Here is a 16,726-nt window from a genome sequence, read left to right on the forward strand (position 1 = left end):
ATGGGATGGGCTTCGGACCAATTTGCCAGCATCACCCGGCAGCAATACGACGACTGGTTGACGCGCTTCTACCCGAAGCAGAAAGAGCTGATGGAGCAGGCCACGAGTGGCCAGTTGCTGCGTGACCAGCTTGGCCGCGTCGAGCAGAACAACACCAATGCGCTGGTATCCGCACAGCAGGCTACTGCCAATCGCAATGGTCGTATGGGGGTCGCAGCACCGGCTAACCCACAAGACAACAGCCAGGGGCTGCGCATGGCGTTGATGACGGCCGGTACCGAGAATGGCCTGCGTGAGCAGGAGAAAGAACGTCAGATGGGGATCCTCACCGGGGCCGATGCCGGCTTGCGAGAGGCGATTAAAGCAGGCGGGGGAATGTGATGGGATATGGACTGATTGATATTGGCGCCCAGACGCGGCGCCAGGCCATGCAGGGGATGAACGAGTCGGCAAAGTTGGACGAGGCGCGTGAGACCGCCAACAAGAACCTCAAGGCACAGCAGAAGCAGCAGACGATGACCAACGTGGGGACCGGTGCGGCCGTCGGCGCCATGGCTGGGGCCCAGGCGGGCTCAGTCGGTGGACCATGGGGCGCCGTAATCGGTGCCGGTGTCGGCCTCTTGGCCAGCTTGTTCTAAGGAGGAGTGATGGGAGTTTCAGGATTGGCCGAGGGGTTCCTCGCCGGGTTTGGCACCATGAACCACTATCAGCGCGGCCAGAAGGCCGACGAGCGTGCGGAGAAAGAGCAGGGGCTGCGTGATGCGATGTGGCAGAACAATCTGGACCGTCAACGGCAGTCTGATGAACGGTATGCCGATGAGACGACCTATGCCCGGCAGCGAGACAGCAAGCAAGATGAGCGCGAGGCGCGGCGAGATGGCCTCTATGAGGAACAGGTGCGCACTTCCATTGCTAGCACCAAGTCGGCAAACGCCCGGGCGGCGCGTGCTGACTCCCGAGCGGAAGAAGAATATCAGTGGCTGAAAGACCGACGGGAGAAAGAGGCCTATCAGCAGGAGTACCTGCCGGTGATCCAGCAAGGGTGGCTGGATATCGAGTCTGGCAAGGATCCGGGGGATGTCTTTCGGAAGGTGGTGAGCGACCCGAAGGCTGCGCAGTACAACCCGGCTCGCTATATGGAGCGCGAGTTTACTGGCGCCGGCAAGACTTTTGTGAATTACACGAAGGGCCTGATGAGTGATGCCGAAAGCGGCAAGCTGGACTGGAACAGTGAGGAAGGCGTCAACCGCATCAATAACCCCGAGTTTCTCAAGGCTGCCAGCACCCTCTACCAGGAGGAGATCAAGACCGGTATCGGCGATGTGGATCCTGCCACCGGCAAGACAATCAAGAACAAGGAGCTGGGCCGCATCATGGTGACACCGGATGGCGCAGGCGTGGTGCTGGGGTTAAAGGTTACCTATGACGACGGCTCTACCGCCGATCGCCCGGTGACGGATAACCGCACAGCCAGGGGCGATGATAAACCCAAGGTGATCCCCATTTCTGATTTCGTCGGTACCGGTTACAAGCGTGCGGCGCTCTCCCATGATTTGGTGGCCAAGGCCAATAGCATCCGGACCAGCTTGGGGTTAACGCCCGGGGCTGATGTGAAGGGCTACCGCCAGGCCATCGTGAAGCTGCAGGCAGACACCGATAAGGCGATCGGTCAGATCCGCCGGGACACAATGTTGAGCCAGGAAGAGAGAGAGACAGCTATCGCAGCAGAGCGAGATGCCGCCCAGCAGCAGGCACAGGGACTGCGTGATGTGTTCGGCCTGGAGGCCCAGGCGCCGACCCCGGCGGCCGGTGCTGGGTCTGAACCTGCCCCCTCCCAATTGACGCAATGGGTTGGCAAGGATGCTCTGCGCCGTGAGTTTGTGCAGGAGGCGGGAACGAATGGGCGATCCCTATCTGAGCATGCAGATCCGGCCATGCTAGACCAGATTTACAGTCGCTGGGTTCAGCTGCGGCGGGATGGGCAGACGGCCAATGCCATAAGAGAACCCACTCCAGCGGCGGTTGCCGAGCAGGATCCCAGGGCTGCCGAGAAGGCTGCACTCAATGCACTTGCGGATCCCTTCAAAACGACCCCAAACCTCAACAAGGCTCCCGATGGGCTAGCTGCCTATCAGGCCATGGCGGCTCGCTAAACCTTGCCTGTCAGCCCCTCCAGCGTTAGCATCTCCCCATCATCGGTCAGTGTGCCTGTTGCCCTGATCGCCATCTCCAAGCCCTGACTGGTTCGCCGGTCGGGGCTTTTCTTTTTCCATTCTCGAGGACGCCATGGATAAGAACGCAAGCACGCTGCCGATGGCGCAGCAAAGTGATACCCGCATGGATGAGTTCTGGAACAGCCTGGATGCCGGTTTGGCTGCCCCCGCCCCGACGCCGCGCAATCTGGATGTTGGCCTCAGTGACGTTGCTCGTGCTGTTGGTGCTGGCGGACTCGAGCTTGTGGGTGGCATCGGTGAGCTGGCACGCCAGGCGGGCAACTATGGCCGGCAGAACGGCGGCAAGGATCAGGGGGACTACCTGGATAATGCCCGCGCAAACCTGGCCAAGAAGCTGGCGCCGGCACTTGATGTGGTGGCCGGTGCTGGGGGGCTGGCTCAATCTGGAGCGGACAGCCTCAAGGAGGGGATGAGTGTCGATGCGCGGGAGGCGATGACTCGCAGCCTTGTCAGCGAGTCACCTTCGGGCTCCATCACCTTGGGGGACGGTGCTGGAGATATTGATGTCTGGGCGATGAAAATGGCTCAAGGGGTGGGGTCGCTTCTCCCTACGCTGGCGAGTGGCGGGATTACCGGGCTGGCTGCCAAGGCGACGATTGGCCGGATGGTTACCGCCTCTATGATCAAGCGGGGTGCCGCGCAAGAGGTAGCGGAAGCTGTTGCGGCCAAGACGGTGTCTCGGTTGGCCACTGGCGCAGCGACGACCACGGGGGTCACCGGTTCGGTTGGCGCCGCGGGCGTGAATGCCAGGGATTCTGTACTGGGCATGAGCTTTGATGAGTTGCGAAACAGCACGACCTTCCGGGATACCTTCTTACGCATCGATGCCGATCAACAGACCGCACATCTCTCTGATAGCGAGAAGCTGCAGCTGGCACGCGAAGAAACCGCCAATGTTGCAAGCCAGGCCACCATGGGGGACGCCAAGACTTGGGGAGCGGCTGCCGTGGGCACCCTGATGGGCGACACCATGCTGTTCAAGATGCTTGCCGGTAAAGGTGCCGGTGGCGGCGTGCTCAAGGGAATGGGTAAAGGGGCTGCTGGCGAGGGTATCAGTGAAGCGCTCGAAGAGGGGACCCAACAGTACAGCGTGAACGAAGCACTCAATGAGGTCGCAGGAGCCAATATCGATCCCATGAAGGGGGTTGTTTCCTCTGCCATTGAGGGCGGCCTTATCGGCATGGGGGTTGGTGGCGCCACGGGGGGTGTCGGTGGCCTACGCGGCGAGCGTGGCGAAGTGGAGATCGAAGAGCACCAGGCCCAAGATGCTGAACCTACAGCACAGGATTCCGTGCCTGATGAGCAAGTTGAGCCGCAGGTTACTCCCGAGCCGGAAGTACCTACAGCAACAGACCAATCCCCGCTTGGCCCAAGCGCCAGCCAGTATGACGAGCTGCGCGACGTGCCAGCTTATCTGCGCCAGGACGATACGGCCGATCGCTTCAAGGGGCTGGCCCAGGATAGCGAGGTACAGCGCGCTCTGGCTGGCGAGTTTGGCTCATCGGTGCAGGAGCTGGTGTCAGCTCAAATTCAGGGGGGCAACAAGGGCAAAAGCCTCTATGAACGAGTTCAAACAGGGGAACTGGGAGAGGATCCCTTTGCCGGTGGCAAGAGTGCCCTACAGGTGGCAATGGAGGGGCATCGCCCGGCCCTGCCGCTCAAGGATGTGATTTTTGCTGGTGACGCGAATGCCAAGCCCAAAGGGAAGGAAGTGGCCGCACCGGGGGATCACGATGACCACCAGGCTGGCCCCGGCCCTCAGTTTCGTGGCAGTGAACGCACCCGCTGGCAAAGCGGACAGGAGGGGGACTTATTGCCTGCAGATCGCGGTCAGATGCAAAACGCTGATTCGCTGCCCGGCGCTACCATCGAGGGAGAGGGGCGCGAAATTGGCACCGAGCTGCCGCATCGAGATGTGATCTATGGTGGCGATCAGCGTCAGCCGGATGCTGCGCCTATGAGGGGAAGTACGTCGGTTGACCCCACCATCGGCCCGCTCAAGAGCCTGCGTGTTACCCGGAAGGGCAAGCCATTCGCCAGCGAGAAGGAGGCCCAGTTAGCCAGCCGCAAAGGACTTGAGACGCCAGTCCAACTCAATGGTGGTGGGTTTGGTGTTGCCGAAATATCCGAGGTTGAACGGGCGAAAGCGGGGCAGTCCAACAACCGTCAGCCCCAGCAACTCACACCTGCAGTCGATACTGGCTATCGAGATGCCATCCCTTCCAGTGAACAGCCCGAGGTGACCTATGACCAGCCTGCCCGAATACCTGCAAGCAGCAGTGAAGGACAAGGTGATCAGCCTGGCGCAGGCAATCAAGCTGCAACTGACGCTAAGCCAGCCACTGCCGGGCTCGCCAGCCGAGCTGGAGCAAGAGATCGGGGAGAGCTCGCTCCTCCTGTACCTACATCAACTGGACAGCAACAAGATGACAAGACACTGACAACCCCGGCTCCTGCCGGGGTTGTTGTTTCTGAGCCGGTCGCGCAAGTGGAGGCCGCCAGGGCAGAGGTAAATACTGAGCCAACCCAGGCCCAGAAGGAGGCAGGCAACTACAAGAAGGGGCACCTCAAGTTACACGGCTTCGACATTGCCCTGGAAAACCCCAAAGGATCCACTCGTTCCGGTACTGCGCCTGATGGCAAAGCATGGCAATCGACCATGGCCCATGACTACGGCTACATCAAACGTACCGAAGGGGCTGATGGTGATCACGTCGATGTCTTTATCGGTGACCAGCCGGAGAGTGAGCAGGTCTATGTGGTAGACCAGGTAGACCCCCAGACGGGCAAGTTTGACGAGCACAAGGTGATGCTGGGGTTTGCTGATGAGGCCGCTGCTCGGGCAGGCTATCTGGCCAACTACGAGCCGGGCTGGAAGGGACTGGGTACCATCAAGGCCATGCCAGTGAAGGCGTTTAAGCGCTGGTTGAAAGAAGGGGATACCACCCAGTCGATCAGCCGTGCGAAGCGCGCCGCACAAGAATCGATTACTGACTTCGGCGAGAAGATTGGTGGGGCTCGCAAGGATGTCTGGGCCAGTTACCGGGATAGCATCCAGGGCGATACGGTCGATGAGATAAAGGAGCTGCCGCTCTCCAAGGCCTGGCCGACGCCAGATTACCAGAAGCTGCTCGACAGCGGCATCCAGCCGTGGTTCGTGGCCTACGCCCGCGCGGCCCGCGACAGCATCCCGGCCAAGCCGCAGACCGGTTGGAAGCAGCAACGCTGGGCCGAAGCCGTCAAGACGATGCGCGACACTGCGTTGGGGCTGCTGGAAGGCGACAGCTCCAGCGAGCAGTTGCGCCAGCAGATCGCCAAGTCGGGCCTGCATCTGGCGGAAGACATCAGCAACCGCGCCGCCCTGTACGAGGCTGTGGGCCATCAACGCAGCCTGGCCGACCTCAAGCTGCGGGGTGGCGAGTATAGTCTATATAACGGGGTGAAGTACGATCCGCCCAAGCAGATGTGGACCCTCGAGCGCGGGACCAAGTCCAGCGCCCTGGGCAACTGGCCACGTATCATCGCCACCGGTGATACCAAGCAGGAGACCATTGCCGCCTTCAAGGATCGCTATGAGGAGCTGACAGCCGAGGCCAGTAAGCCCAAGGCGGTGACGTTCGACATCTACAGTCGGGACGATGGCAAGGGCTGGTTTGTTGGCAAGAAATTAGGGCGTAACTACCTCGATCTCACGCCAGCGTTCAAAAATGTGAAGGAGGCCCGTACCTACCGGGCCGAGCATCAGGACGAGCTGATCGCCAAGTTGGAGCAGCACAAGGCCATCCCCCGCGAGCGCCGCGACCTCAACCAGCCCCGGGTGGGCGAGGACATGCGCGCCGGGCAGGATGTCACCCCGGAGCAGTTTGCCAGCACCTTTGGCTTCCGTGGGGTTGAATTCGGCAACTGGGTGGAGCAGGGACGCCGCCAGCGCGACCTCAACGATGCCTTCGACGCACTTATGGACATGGCCGCCATTCTGGGGATCCCGCCCAAGGCGATCTCGCTCAACGGTGAGTTGGGGCTAGCCTTCGGGGCGCGTGGTAGTGGCGGGGTATCGCCCGCGGCCGCCCACTACGAACCGGGCAAGATGGTGATCAATCTCACCAAGATGAACGGCGCCGGCTCGCTCGGCCACGAGTGGTGGCATGCGCTGGATAACTATTTCTCCCGCCTGCGCGGCAAGCCGGGCGACAACATGACCACCGCGCTGGATGTCAGCCTGGCGGCCCAGGGTAGCAACTTTGCCCACCGTGGGGAGGTACGCAAGGAGATGGTGGAAGCGTTTGGCGAGGTGATGCGTGCCATCAAGCAGACCTCTCTCAAAGCCCGTTCCCAGAAGCTCGACAGTCGCCGCAGCAAGGCGTACTGGGCCACTGACGTCGAACTGTCTGCCCGGGCCTTCGAGTCCTACCTGATTGCCAAGCTGCAGGACCAGAGTGCCAGCAACGACTATCTGGCCAACATCGTCAGCGAGGCACAGTGGGAGGCCGAGGCTGCGCTTGGACTGGAGATGGATGATAGCTACCCCTATGCCACTGCAGGGGAGGTGCCCGCTATCCGGGCCGGCTTCGACCAGCTCTTTGATACTCTCGAGTCCAAACAGGAGGGAGATCGCACCGTCTTGTTCTCCAAGCAGGCTATGGCCCAGGGTGACAAGCCGGCCAAACACCTGACCCGCAAAGAAGCCGAGCTGGTCACCAAAATGTGGTTCAAGCAGTACCGGGGGGCGAGCGGAATCAATGTGCAGATCCACGCCACCCAAGCTGAATTGGAACAAGCGCTGGGATTGGATGCCAAAGATGGGTTGATCCGGCGCGCCGCGTTTGACGACGATGCGGGCACCCTGCATGTGGCCGCCGATACTATCGCCAACCCCAAGCGGATGCGCGAGATACTGCGTCATGAGGTGCTGGCCCACTATGGCCTGGCCATAGTGCTTGGTGACGGGGAATACACCAAGCTCATGAGCCGCCTCATCCAGTCCCAGAAAGACCCCAGCATGAAGGTGGTGTGGGACTGGGTGAACACCCATTACGCCGATGAGGATGTTGGTACCCAAGCAGAGGAGGTGGTGGCCCATCTGGCCGAGATGGAGCAGGGCGCTTGGGGCCGCGGTTGGGATCGTGTGGTGGCGTGGGTTACCCGGGCGCTGCGCGCTGTTGGTTTTCTACCTGATGGCATCACTGCGGCTGAGACCCGCTCCCTCATCGAGGGGCTGGGTAAGAAGCTGCAACGCACTAGCCTGGATGACGGTGGTTCAGGCGGTAAGAAGTTCAGCCAAGAGGAGAAGCCTGGTCAGGACATATTCAAGCCGAACCCTGCCGAGGCGGAGGAATACCGTCGGCAACTGGCCAAAGCGATGGTCTCACCAAGGTCAGGAGAGATCCCCATTGATTTGGGCCGTACCCCGATGGTATTGCAAGCCATGGGGGCCCCCGATCTGGCAATCCGCATCAGCCGTGACATTGTGCGCAAAGCAGTTAACGGGGTTAAACATGATGTGAGCATGGGGACGATCGAGGCGCTGCCGGGGCTGCTTAGTGACCCGCTCGCCATTTTTGATTCCAAGACTCATCCCGGCGATGCCATCGTGGTTTTACTAGACGCGAAGGACGGAACAGGTCGTCCAGTGATCGCGGCACTCCAGTTGAAGGTACAGGCTGGTAAGTTTCTGGAGATCAATCGCATCGCCAGTATTCACGGGCGGCCAGAGGAGCAGCTTCAAGGATGGGTAGAGGGAGGGTTGGCGAAATACATAAAGAAAAACCACCGTAGCTCTTTACGCACCGGGCTGCAATTGCCCTTAGGTTCAAGCATAGATGGTTCAAATGCGAGCATATTCTCGGAAGGTGATGCTGTCAATCTCGCCAAGTGGGAAGGTGATCGAGACGATGGATCTCTCCCGCCTGATGGTCTGAAATTCAGCCAGACCAATGCAGCTACCGATGAGGCGCTGCAAAAGCTCAATCTGGGCCCTAAGCCCGACATCATCGACAAGACCAAAACCAACCTGAACAAGCTGCGCCAGGTAGACCGCGGCGTGGTCAGTTCATGGATTGATCGCGTCATCAAGAAGGCCAACACTGAGGTGCTAGACGCCCTGGCCCCCATCAAATATGCGGAAGAAGCCGCTGGCATTACCGAGGCGGCCGACTCCGGATATGTGGGCGCGCGTATGGCCACTGGCGCAGCCTCCACCATGCAAGCGACGATGCTCTACGGCCTACCAGAGTGGAAGGACGGTGTGATCCAGCGAAAGGCTGGTACTGGTGAAAAAGATGCCCTGTTGGGCATTTTTTCTGACCTCGGAAAAGACCTGCATAACTGGCTGGGCTGGATGGCCGGGCACCGGGCTGAAATCCTGATGGGGCAGGGGCGTGAGAACTTGCTGAGTGAGCAGGATATTACTGCACTTAAGGGGCTTGGCAACGGGAAGGAGGCCAAGTTCATGGAGGCAAAAGAGCGCTGGAATAAGCTCAACACTGCCACCCTGGATCTGGCGCAGGAGGCTGGCTTGTTCACCGCCGAGGCGCGGGCCGAGTTCGAAAGCGAGTGGTATATCCCCTTCTTCCGTGAATCTGATGATGGCGACGTGGTTGCACCGTTCAAGCCAAAGGGCATTGCCAACCAGAATGCCGGGATCAAGAAGCTCAAGGGTGGGGAGGCCAATACCAACGACCTGCTCGAGAACATCTTCACCAGCACCAGTAAGCTGATCGATGCCTCCATGAAGAACATGGCGGCCCAGAAGACCGTCTGGAACCTGGCCGACACCGGCATAATCGAGGTGGTAGCCAAACCCAACATGATGGACTGGCGCGCCCTCAAAAATGGGAAAGACCTGATAACTGTGAAGCTGGAGGGGGAGGACTACATGATCCGGGTTGAGGATCCGGACCTCTACCGGGCTATGACCTTCTTCGATCGTAAGCCGTTCGGCGCCATGGTCAATGTCGCGGCTAAGGCCAAGCGACTACTCACCGCCGGTGTGACCGCATCCCCTGAATTCATGCTGCGCAACTTCCTGCGCGACTCCCTCTCCAGCTGGGCGATAAGCAAGGACGGCTTCAAGCCGGTGATCGGTTCAATCAAAGGGGTGAAAAAGACCCTGGCGATGGAGGGCAGCACCATCGACGTGATGTTCAGTGGCGCCAGCTTCCTGGGTGGGTATGTCAACGGCAACGACCCGACAGCCATGGCCGACACTGTGCGCAAGTCACTGCGCCGCAAGGGGATGACGCCGGAACAAATCGCGAAATATGAGAAATCCATCATCCGCAATGCGGCACACGCCAAAGGCGTTGTAGCTGACGTGTGGGAGAAATACAGCCGCTTTGGCGAAGCATTTGAGAATGGTAACCGTGAGGCGGTCTATGACGCCGCCATCAAGTCGGGTAAGAGTCATGCACAGGCTGCTTTTGAATCGAAGGACTTGATGGACTTCTCCATGCTGGGGGCCGCTCGTGCTATCCAAGGGGCTGCCATGGTGCTGCCATTCTTCAATGCTCGGCTCCAGGGCTTGGGTAAGTTGACACGCGAGCTCCGAGACAACCCGCGAGAAATTGTGAAGCGTGCCGGGATGATCACCGCAATGTCGCTCGGGCTGCTGGCTACCAACTGGGATGATGAGCGCTATGAGGAACTGCCAGACTGGGACAAGGATGCAAACTGGCATTTCTTCGTCGGTGGTCAGCATTGGCGGATCCCCAAGCCGTTCGAGATCGGGGTGATGTTCGGCACCATCCCTGAGCGTATGGTGCGCGCCCTGGGTGACAAAGATACGGGCGCCCAGTTCGGTAAAGCAGTAGCTCGGGCAATTGGCGACACCTTTGCTCTCAATCCGACCCCTCAGATCGTCAAACCGATGGTGGAGGGCGCGTTCAACTACGACAGTTTCCGGGGCGGCCCTATCGACAGCCCACAGGATCTGGCCGTGCGCGCCGAAGCTCGCTACAACGAGCAGACCAGCCTGCTGATGCGCGAACTTGGAGAGCTCTCAGGGTTGTCACCCAAGCAGTTGGAGCACCTGGTGATCGGTTACACCGGCACCATGGGCAGCTATGTGATGGCTGCTGCCGATGGACTGATCCGGAATGCGCGACCGGGAGAGTCAGCAAGCTGGCGCGCCGACGAGATCCCACTGGTGAAAGCGGTATACCGCGGTACCGGGCCGGCCAAGTCCACCCAGCATATGGAAGAGTTTTACCGGATGCTGAGCGAGGTGAATCAACTCAAGCGTACAGTGGACCAGTATCGTAGCGAGGGACTGACAGATAAGGCCAGCGAGTTGCTGGAAGAGCAGGGCGGGATCCTCAAGTCACGTCGTAACCTGAGCCGCACCCAGCAGCAGATTAGGGTGGTGCGCAACAGGATAGAGCTGATCCAGCGTGATAAGACAATGGGGGCTGAGGAGAAGCGCCAGCGCATCGATGAGCTGATGGCCCGCCGTAATGACCTTGTGTACCAGGCAGTCAATACCAACCAGCGAAACTGGGAATAGCGGCCCTGCCATGGCCACATAGATGGGAGTAGACTGAGGCCTTTATCAGTGGGGACTCAACCATGTGGCTGCTGATTGCGATCGGAAGCATGGTGCTGGCGCTTAAAGTGTTCAGCGTCAGTTTTACATTGGCATTGGTACCATTCGCGATAGGGATCTGGTGTTTCAGTAAATCCAACCGTGAGAGCCTGGATAACTTCATGGCCTTCGCTTTCATCATTGTGCTGATTGGTTTTGCTGTGAATGTACTCATTAGTATCTGGTGAAATTTGGCTCACAGTTTTGAGAGTAACATGATTCATGAAGGGGCTTAGGCCCCTTTTTTAATATCCAAAATGGTCCAAAAATGATAAGTTCCCTCACGTTACTGTATATTCATACAGTGATTCACAGCCGAGAGGCTGAGAGAGAACGGGAGACACGGGATGGAATCATCACTAACCGAACTAGAAGACCTTATCGATACCTTGGATCTGACACCTCAGGAGGAAGATAGACTCGCGCGCATTCTACAAAAACTACGCGATGAAGCCGCTGCGTAATAATGCAGAAAGATTCAAATGAGCTCGCCACTGTGTGGGCTTTTCTATGCTTAAAGATGGGATAACCAATGGAAAATGCTGGGGGTTCTTGGGGCAATTTTTGGGGCAAATCGAGAGGGAAACTGCGGTGGAATGCGGGGAAAAAGCGAATGGAGATGTTGTGAGTGCTTTGTAAAAAGCCTTATATGGCGCGGCTTTAGGTGGTTTTAGCCTACATATAAGAGTTGTTGCTGCTTAACAAAGGAGATGTCCCGGTTGGTCTGTCAAATGGCGCGCATTATGGCACAGATCTGCCGAAAGTTTTAGCGGGAACTGTGATCTGGCGCTATTGCATGGGGGGAGAGGCGCTATGAAAAAAGCCGGCACGGGGCCGGCTTGTTGAGCGATGAAAAAGGATCAGTGGGCGCTGGCGCCGGAGGCACCGAGCCCGGTCTGGGAGCGCACGAACTGCGGGAAGAACTTGGTGTGTTCGTCGGCCGCGTTCTGGGACTTGTCGGTCACCGAGAAGAACCAGATCCCGACGAAGGCCAGCGCCATGGAGAAGAGCGCGGGGTATTCGTAGGGGAAAATCGCCTCGGTATGACCCAGCACCTTCACCCAGATGGTGGGGCCCAGGATCATCAGGGTCACGGCGCTCACCAGCCCCAGCCAGCCACCGTAGACGGCGCCACGGGTGCTCAGGCGTGACCAGAACATCGACAGGAACAGCACCGGGAAGTTGCAGCTCGCCGCGATGGAGAAGGCCAGACCCACCATGAAGGCGATGTTCTGCTTCTCGAACAGGACGCCAAGACCGATGGCAACCACACCCAGTACCAGGGTGGTCATCTTGGAGACGCGCAGTTCATCGACTTCGTTGGCCTTGCCTTTCTTCAGCACGCAGGCATAGAGGTCGTGGGAGACCGCGGAGGCACCCGCCAGGGTCAGGCCGGCGACCACCGCCAGAATAGTGGCGAAGGCCACGGCGCTGATGAAGCCGAGGAACAGGCTGCCACCCACCGCATCGGCCAGATGGACCGCCGCCATGTTGGTGCCGCCGAGCAGGGCGCCGGTGGCGTCCTTAAAGTCCGGGTTGGTGCTGACCAGCAGGATGGCGCCAAAGCCGATGATGAAGGTCAGGATGTAGAAGTAACCGATGAAGCCGGTGGCGTAGAACACCGACTTGCGCGCTTCCTTGGCATCGCTCACGGTGAAGAAACGCATCAGGATGTGGGGCAGGCCGGCGGTACCGAACATCAGCGCCAGACCCAGCGAAATGGCGGAAATGGGGTCGGCCACCAGGCCGCCCGGGCTCATGATGGCAGCGCCATTGGCATGGACCTTGACCGCTTCACTGAACAGAGCGCCGATGTCGTAGTTGACCGATTTCATCACCATGATGGCCATGAAGGAGGCACCGGACAGCAGCATCACCGCCTTGATGATCTGCACCCAGGTGGTGGCCAGCATGCCGCCAAACAGCACGTAGAGCACCATCAGGATACCGACCAGCACCACGGCGATGTGGTATTGCAGGCCGAACAATAGCTCGATGAGCTTGCCGGCACCGACCATCTGGGCGATGAGGTAAAGCGCCACCACCACCAGGGATCCGCTGGCAGACAAGGTACGCACCGAGGTCTGCTTGAGGCGATAGGAGGCTACGTCGGCGAAGGTGTACTTGCCGAGGTTGCGCAGCCGCTCTGCGATCAGGAACAGGATGATGGGCCAGCCCACCAGGAAGCCGATGGAATAGATCAGGCCGTCGTAGCCCGAGGTGTAGACCAGGGCGGAGATGCCGAGGAAGGAGGCGGCGGACATGTAGTCACCGGCGATGGCCAGGCCATTCTGGAAGCCGGTGATACGCCCGCCTGCGGCATAGTAGTCGGAGGCCGAGCGGTTGCGCTTGGAGGCCCAGTAGGTGATGAACAGGGTGGCGGCCACGAAGGCCACGAACATGACGATGGCCGGCACGTTCAGGGGTTGGCGTTGCACCTCGCCAGTCAGCGCATCGGCCGCCAGCAGGGGAGTGGACATCAGGCTGCCGAGCAGCAGCAGAGACTTGCCTTTCATGATTGGGCTCCCTTGAGGATCTTGTTGTTCAGCTCGTCAAACTCGCCGTTGGCGCGATAGACATAGATGCCGGTCAGCACGAAGGAGGAGAGGATCAGCCCCACGCCGACGGGAATGCCACGGGTGATGGCGGAGCCTTCACTGAGCGGCGTGCCAAGCCAGCCAGGTGCGAAGGCGATGAGCAGAATAAACGCCAGGTAGAGCCCCAGCATCAGGATGGAGAGGGTCCAGGCGAAGCGTTGGCGTTTGCTGACCAACTCCTGGAAGACAGGATCTTGCTGGATCCTCAGATAACGTTGCTGTTCCATTGCATTTCTCCATGACATGAATGTCGGCTGTGAATGAAGGATGTCTCTACCGAGCAGGATGCCCGCTCATGTAATGGAAATGTGAATTAAATGTTATTTGTCGGCAATTAGACTTTGGGATAAGCCAGGGGGCCACCCAGCTGCAGACGCAGGAAGATGAGGGCGGCGGTGACGGCATCCGCCAGGGCGTCGTGGGCGGGCAGGGGAGGTAGGCCGAGATGCTGGCAAATGGCGGTCAGGCGCAGATCGATGACCGCATCCGGGTAGCGCCGATAGAGGTGGTCATGATAGAGGCGGCTCACCTCGATGCCCCGTTGCGGCAGGTGCAGCCCCCACAATTTCTGGCAGGCCAGGTTGAGGATGCGCAGGTCATAGGCGATGTGATAGCCCACCAGTTCCCGGGGGCCGATGAAGGCCAACAGCTGGCGCAGCGCGGCGTCCAGCGCCAAGCCCTGTTGCAGGTCCTGGTGGCGCAGGCCGTGAATCGCCACCGATTGTTCGCTCAGGCTGGCAGGCGCCTGCACCCGCAGGGAGAGCGCCTCGCCGGTGAGCAGCCGGTTACCCTTGATGCGCACCGCGCCGATGGCGACAATCTCGGCTCGCTCGGGATCCAGGCTGGTGGTCTCGAAATCCAGCGCCACCCACTCATCGGATGGGGCGCAATCGAACAGCGGGGCAAAGTCTCCGTGGCGAAAAGCGCGGCCATACCAATGGCGTCGACAGCGGTCCCACATGTTATTGCCTCAGACGAAAGTGCAAGCCGAGCCACTGCTGGAACTTCTTCACCTGATGCAGGGCATGGCGCAGCAGATCCCGCTCGCCGTGGCTGAGCGTCTCCACCCGCACCCGGTTGTCTCCCTCCTTGAGCTGGCTGCGCAGGCGCAGGCGCACGAAGAGCCGAAACGCCTCCGCCAGATTGGCGCCGTAGTCGCTGCTAAGGCGCCCGCAGGTCACCAGTGCGTCGATGCGCTCCAGGGTTGAGGTCTCCAGGATCTTGGCCTCCAGTGCCAGCAGGCGAATGCCGCGCACCAGTGAAAACAGGCCACCGCGCTTGAGATCCAGCCCCTGCGGCTCTTGCTCCAGCCGGCCAAACAGGGTGAGCGGGGTGTGGAATGCCACCGCGGCGCGGGCCATCTCCGCCAGCAGATCTGGCCGGTCGGCCAGCTGGGTGCGCAGGTGGCGGGCGATGGGGGCGAGCAGGGCGCGATCCCCCGCAGCGGGCTGGGCATCGGCCAGGGTAGCGAGCCAGAGCAAGTCCGCTTCGCTGGCCTCGATACAGGCCCGTTCTATTTCTAGCTGCCATTGCGACGCTTCTTTCACCCAGGCGGGATTGTTGACCATCACCCGGCCGGGACAGGGCGGGTAGCCGAGCCGCTCGAGTAGGGCACTGAAGGCGGCCAAGTCCCCCTGCTGGCTGGGCCAGTGGAGATCGGCAGGCAGGATCAGCGCGTTGTCCTGATCGGTTTTCTGGATCTGCTCGCCACGCCCCTCCGAGCCCAGCACCAGCAGACATACCCTGGCTTGTACCTCGGCCGGGATGGTCAGGGCGAAGGCCTTGGCGATCAGCTGCTCGTTGAGGGTGGCGATGAGCTTCATCAGGAAGGCGGTGTGGATCCCCTGGGCGAACAGAGAGCGGGTCAGCTGTTGCTGCTCGCGGGCGATCGCTTCCAGGGTCGGCGGGTTGCCTGCCCGGGCGATGCGCAGGGTCAGCACATGGGAGTGGGCGGAGAAGAGCCCGAGCACCTGGGTCAAATGCAGCACTCCCACCACCTCTTGCCGCTGCCAGACCACTAGCCGCTTGATACGGTGACGGGTCATCAGCAGCAGGGCATCGAACAGGTAGCCGCCAAGCGTGAGGCCAATCAGGGGAGCCTGGCTTAGCACCGCCAGCGGCGCCGTCAGTGGCAATCCCTTCAGGGTCAGGGCGTGGAGCAGGGTCTTGCGGGTCGCCAGGGTCAAGCTGCCATCGGCGGCGGGATAGAGCAGGCAATCGTTGCCCTGACTCGCCATAGCCTCGGTGGCGGCCAGCAGGCTGAGCTGGTTGTCGACAATGAGTGGCGCCTGCAGGTGGCTGGTATCGATGCGGGTCAGGATGAATTCAGCCAGGTTCTGCTGACCGAGTTGTTCACGCCTCGCCTGCTGTTGCTGGCGCTCGGCCAGGGTGGCGGTGAAGTAATGCGCGAAGGCCGGGTGCTCGGCGCAGAGCGTCTCGAATACCCCGTGGGGAATGAGCTGGCAGAGGGTATCTTCCAGCGCACTGAAACGGTGGCGGCAGCGGCCATCGAACTGGGCGCGCACGTCGAACAGGTCGTCGACCCCGTAGTCGCCAAAGTGCTGGTGGGGGCCCGACTCTTCCACCGCGCCCTTGATGATGAGATAGAGACCGGGGGGGGTATCGCCGGGGCTTAGCACCGTCTGGCCCGCCCGAAAATAGCAGACGCTGAGGTGCTGCCCAAGCTGCTGGCGCGCCTCTTCGCCGAGACAATCAAAGGGTGGACGGGCGAAGTTGAACAACAGGGTCATGACAATTCTCGTCTCGGCTGGGGGCATAGTGCATGGCGCATGGTGCCAGTCTGGCAAAGCGGCCTGAGGGGAGCCAGCCGACTTTAGTCGCACGGTAAGTGCGGCCTCCCTGTACCAGCTGGTAACACTCTGGTAACGTGGTGGTATGACCAGTATCGACTCAGGAGAGGACAGGGGAAAATGGATAAACCAAGGGTCAAATGCGAGATCCGGGACGGCATCGCCGAGGTGATGTTGGCGCGGGGGGACAAACTCAATGCGCTGGACAGGGCCATGTTCGGCGCCATCGATGAGACGCTCAGCCAGTTGCAGCAGCAGAAAGGCTTGCGGGCGGTGATCCTGCACGGGGAGGGGCGCGCATTTTGCGCCGGGCTGGATGTGAAATCCATGCTCAAGCAGCCGGTGGCGGCCCTCGATATCCTCAAGCGCGAGGCGGACGAGGCCACCAACCTGGCCCAGCGGGTGGCCTATGGTTGGCACCAGCTGTCGGTGCCGGTGATCGTCGTCACCCAGGGCGTCTGTTTCGGTGGCGGTTTGCAGATAGCGCTCGGCGCCGATTTTCGCTTC

10 protein-coding genes are annotated in these 16,726 nt (G+C 60.3%); 6 read left to right on the top strand and 4 right to left on the bottom strand.

Features of this window, described 5'->3' with window-relative positions:
* From BN1137_RS19520 to BN1137_RS19540, 5 genes are all read left to right on the top strand, one after another.
* Positions 1-381: a hypothetical protein gene (locus tag BN1137_RS19520; protein WP_042642112.1), complete on the top strand. Its 381-nt coding sequence runs from the start codon at positions 1-3 to the stop codon at positions 379-381.
* Positions 381-638: a hypothetical protein gene (locus tag BN1137_RS19525; protein WP_042642110.1), complete on the top strand. Its 258-nt coding sequence runs from the start codon at positions 381-383 to the stop codon at positions 636-638. The genes BN1137_RS19520 and BN1137_RS19525 overlap by 1 nt, the downstream gene beginning before the upstream one ends.
* A 9-nt stretch (positions 639-647) precedes the next feature.
* Positions 648-2,153: a hypothetical protein gene (locus tag BN1137_RS19530; RefSeq protein ID WP_157433855.1), complete on the top strand. Its 1,506-nt coding sequence runs from the start codon at positions 648-650 to the stop codon at positions 2,151-2,153.
* A gap of 133 nt (positions 2,154-2,286) precedes the next feature.
* Positions 2,287-10,734, top strand: a complete 8,448-nt coding sequence (locus BN1137_RS19535; RefSeq protein WP_050720189.1) for an LPD38 domain-containing protein — start codon at positions 2,287-2,289, stop codon at positions 10,732-10,734.
* A 62-nt stretch (positions 10,735-10,796) separates the two neighbouring features.
* Positions 10,797-11,000: a hypothetical protein gene (locus BN1137_RS19540; protein ID WP_050720190.1), complete on the top strand. Its 204-nt coding sequence runs from the start codon at positions 10,797-10,799 to the stop codon at positions 10,998-11,000.
* Positions 11,001-11,672: 672 nt separating this feature from the next.
* Here BN1137_RS19540 and BN1137_RS19545 read toward each other — a convergent pair.
* The 4 genes from BN1137_RS19545 to BN1137_RS19560 all read right to left on the bottom strand — a co-directional run bounded on the left by BN1137_RS19545 (position 11,673) and on the right by BN1137_RS19560 (position 16,159).
* A complete protein-coding gene (locus BN1137_RS19545; protein WP_050720191.1) occupies positions 11,673-13,328 on the bottom strand; it encodes a cation acetate symporter in 1,656 nt (551 codons plus the stop codon).
* Entirely contained in the window at positions 13,325-13,636 is a 312-nt protein-coding gene (locus tag BN1137_RS19550) for a DUF485 domain-containing protein (protein WP_050720192.1), read from the bottom strand. The genes BN1137_RS19545 and BN1137_RS19550 overlap by 4 nt, the downstream gene beginning before the upstream one ends.
* A 107-nt stretch (positions 13,637-13,743) precedes the next feature.
* Positions 13,744-14,370 carry a 3'-5' exonuclease gene (locus BN1137_RS19555; RefSeq protein ID WP_050720193.1) on the bottom strand — a complete coding sequence of 209 codons (627 nt, stop codon included), beginning with the start codon at positions 14,368-14,370 and terminating at the stop codon, positions 13,744-13,746.
* Position 14,371: 1 nt separating this feature from the next.
* A complete protein-coding gene (locus tag BN1137_RS19560; protein ID WP_050720194.1) occupies positions 14,372-16,159 on the bottom strand; it encodes a putative nucleotidyltransferase substrate binding domain-containing protein in 1,788 nt (595 codons plus the stop codon).
* Between the two features lie 180 nt (positions 16,160-16,339).
* On the opposite strand from BN1137_RS19560, the gene BN1137_RS22925 reads away from it, so the two are divergent.
* Positions 16,340-16,726: enoyl-CoA hydratase/isomerase family protein (locus BN1137_RS22925; RefSeq protein WP_232306980.1), on the top strand; the 387-nt coding region annotated here is incomplete at its 3' end.

This window comes from Aeromonas tecta, from assembly GCF_000820185.1.
In the GTDB taxonomy this organism is placed as follows: domain Bacteria; phylum Pseudomonadota; class Gammaproteobacteria; order Enterobacterales; family Aeromonadaceae; genus Aeromonas; species Aeromonas tecta.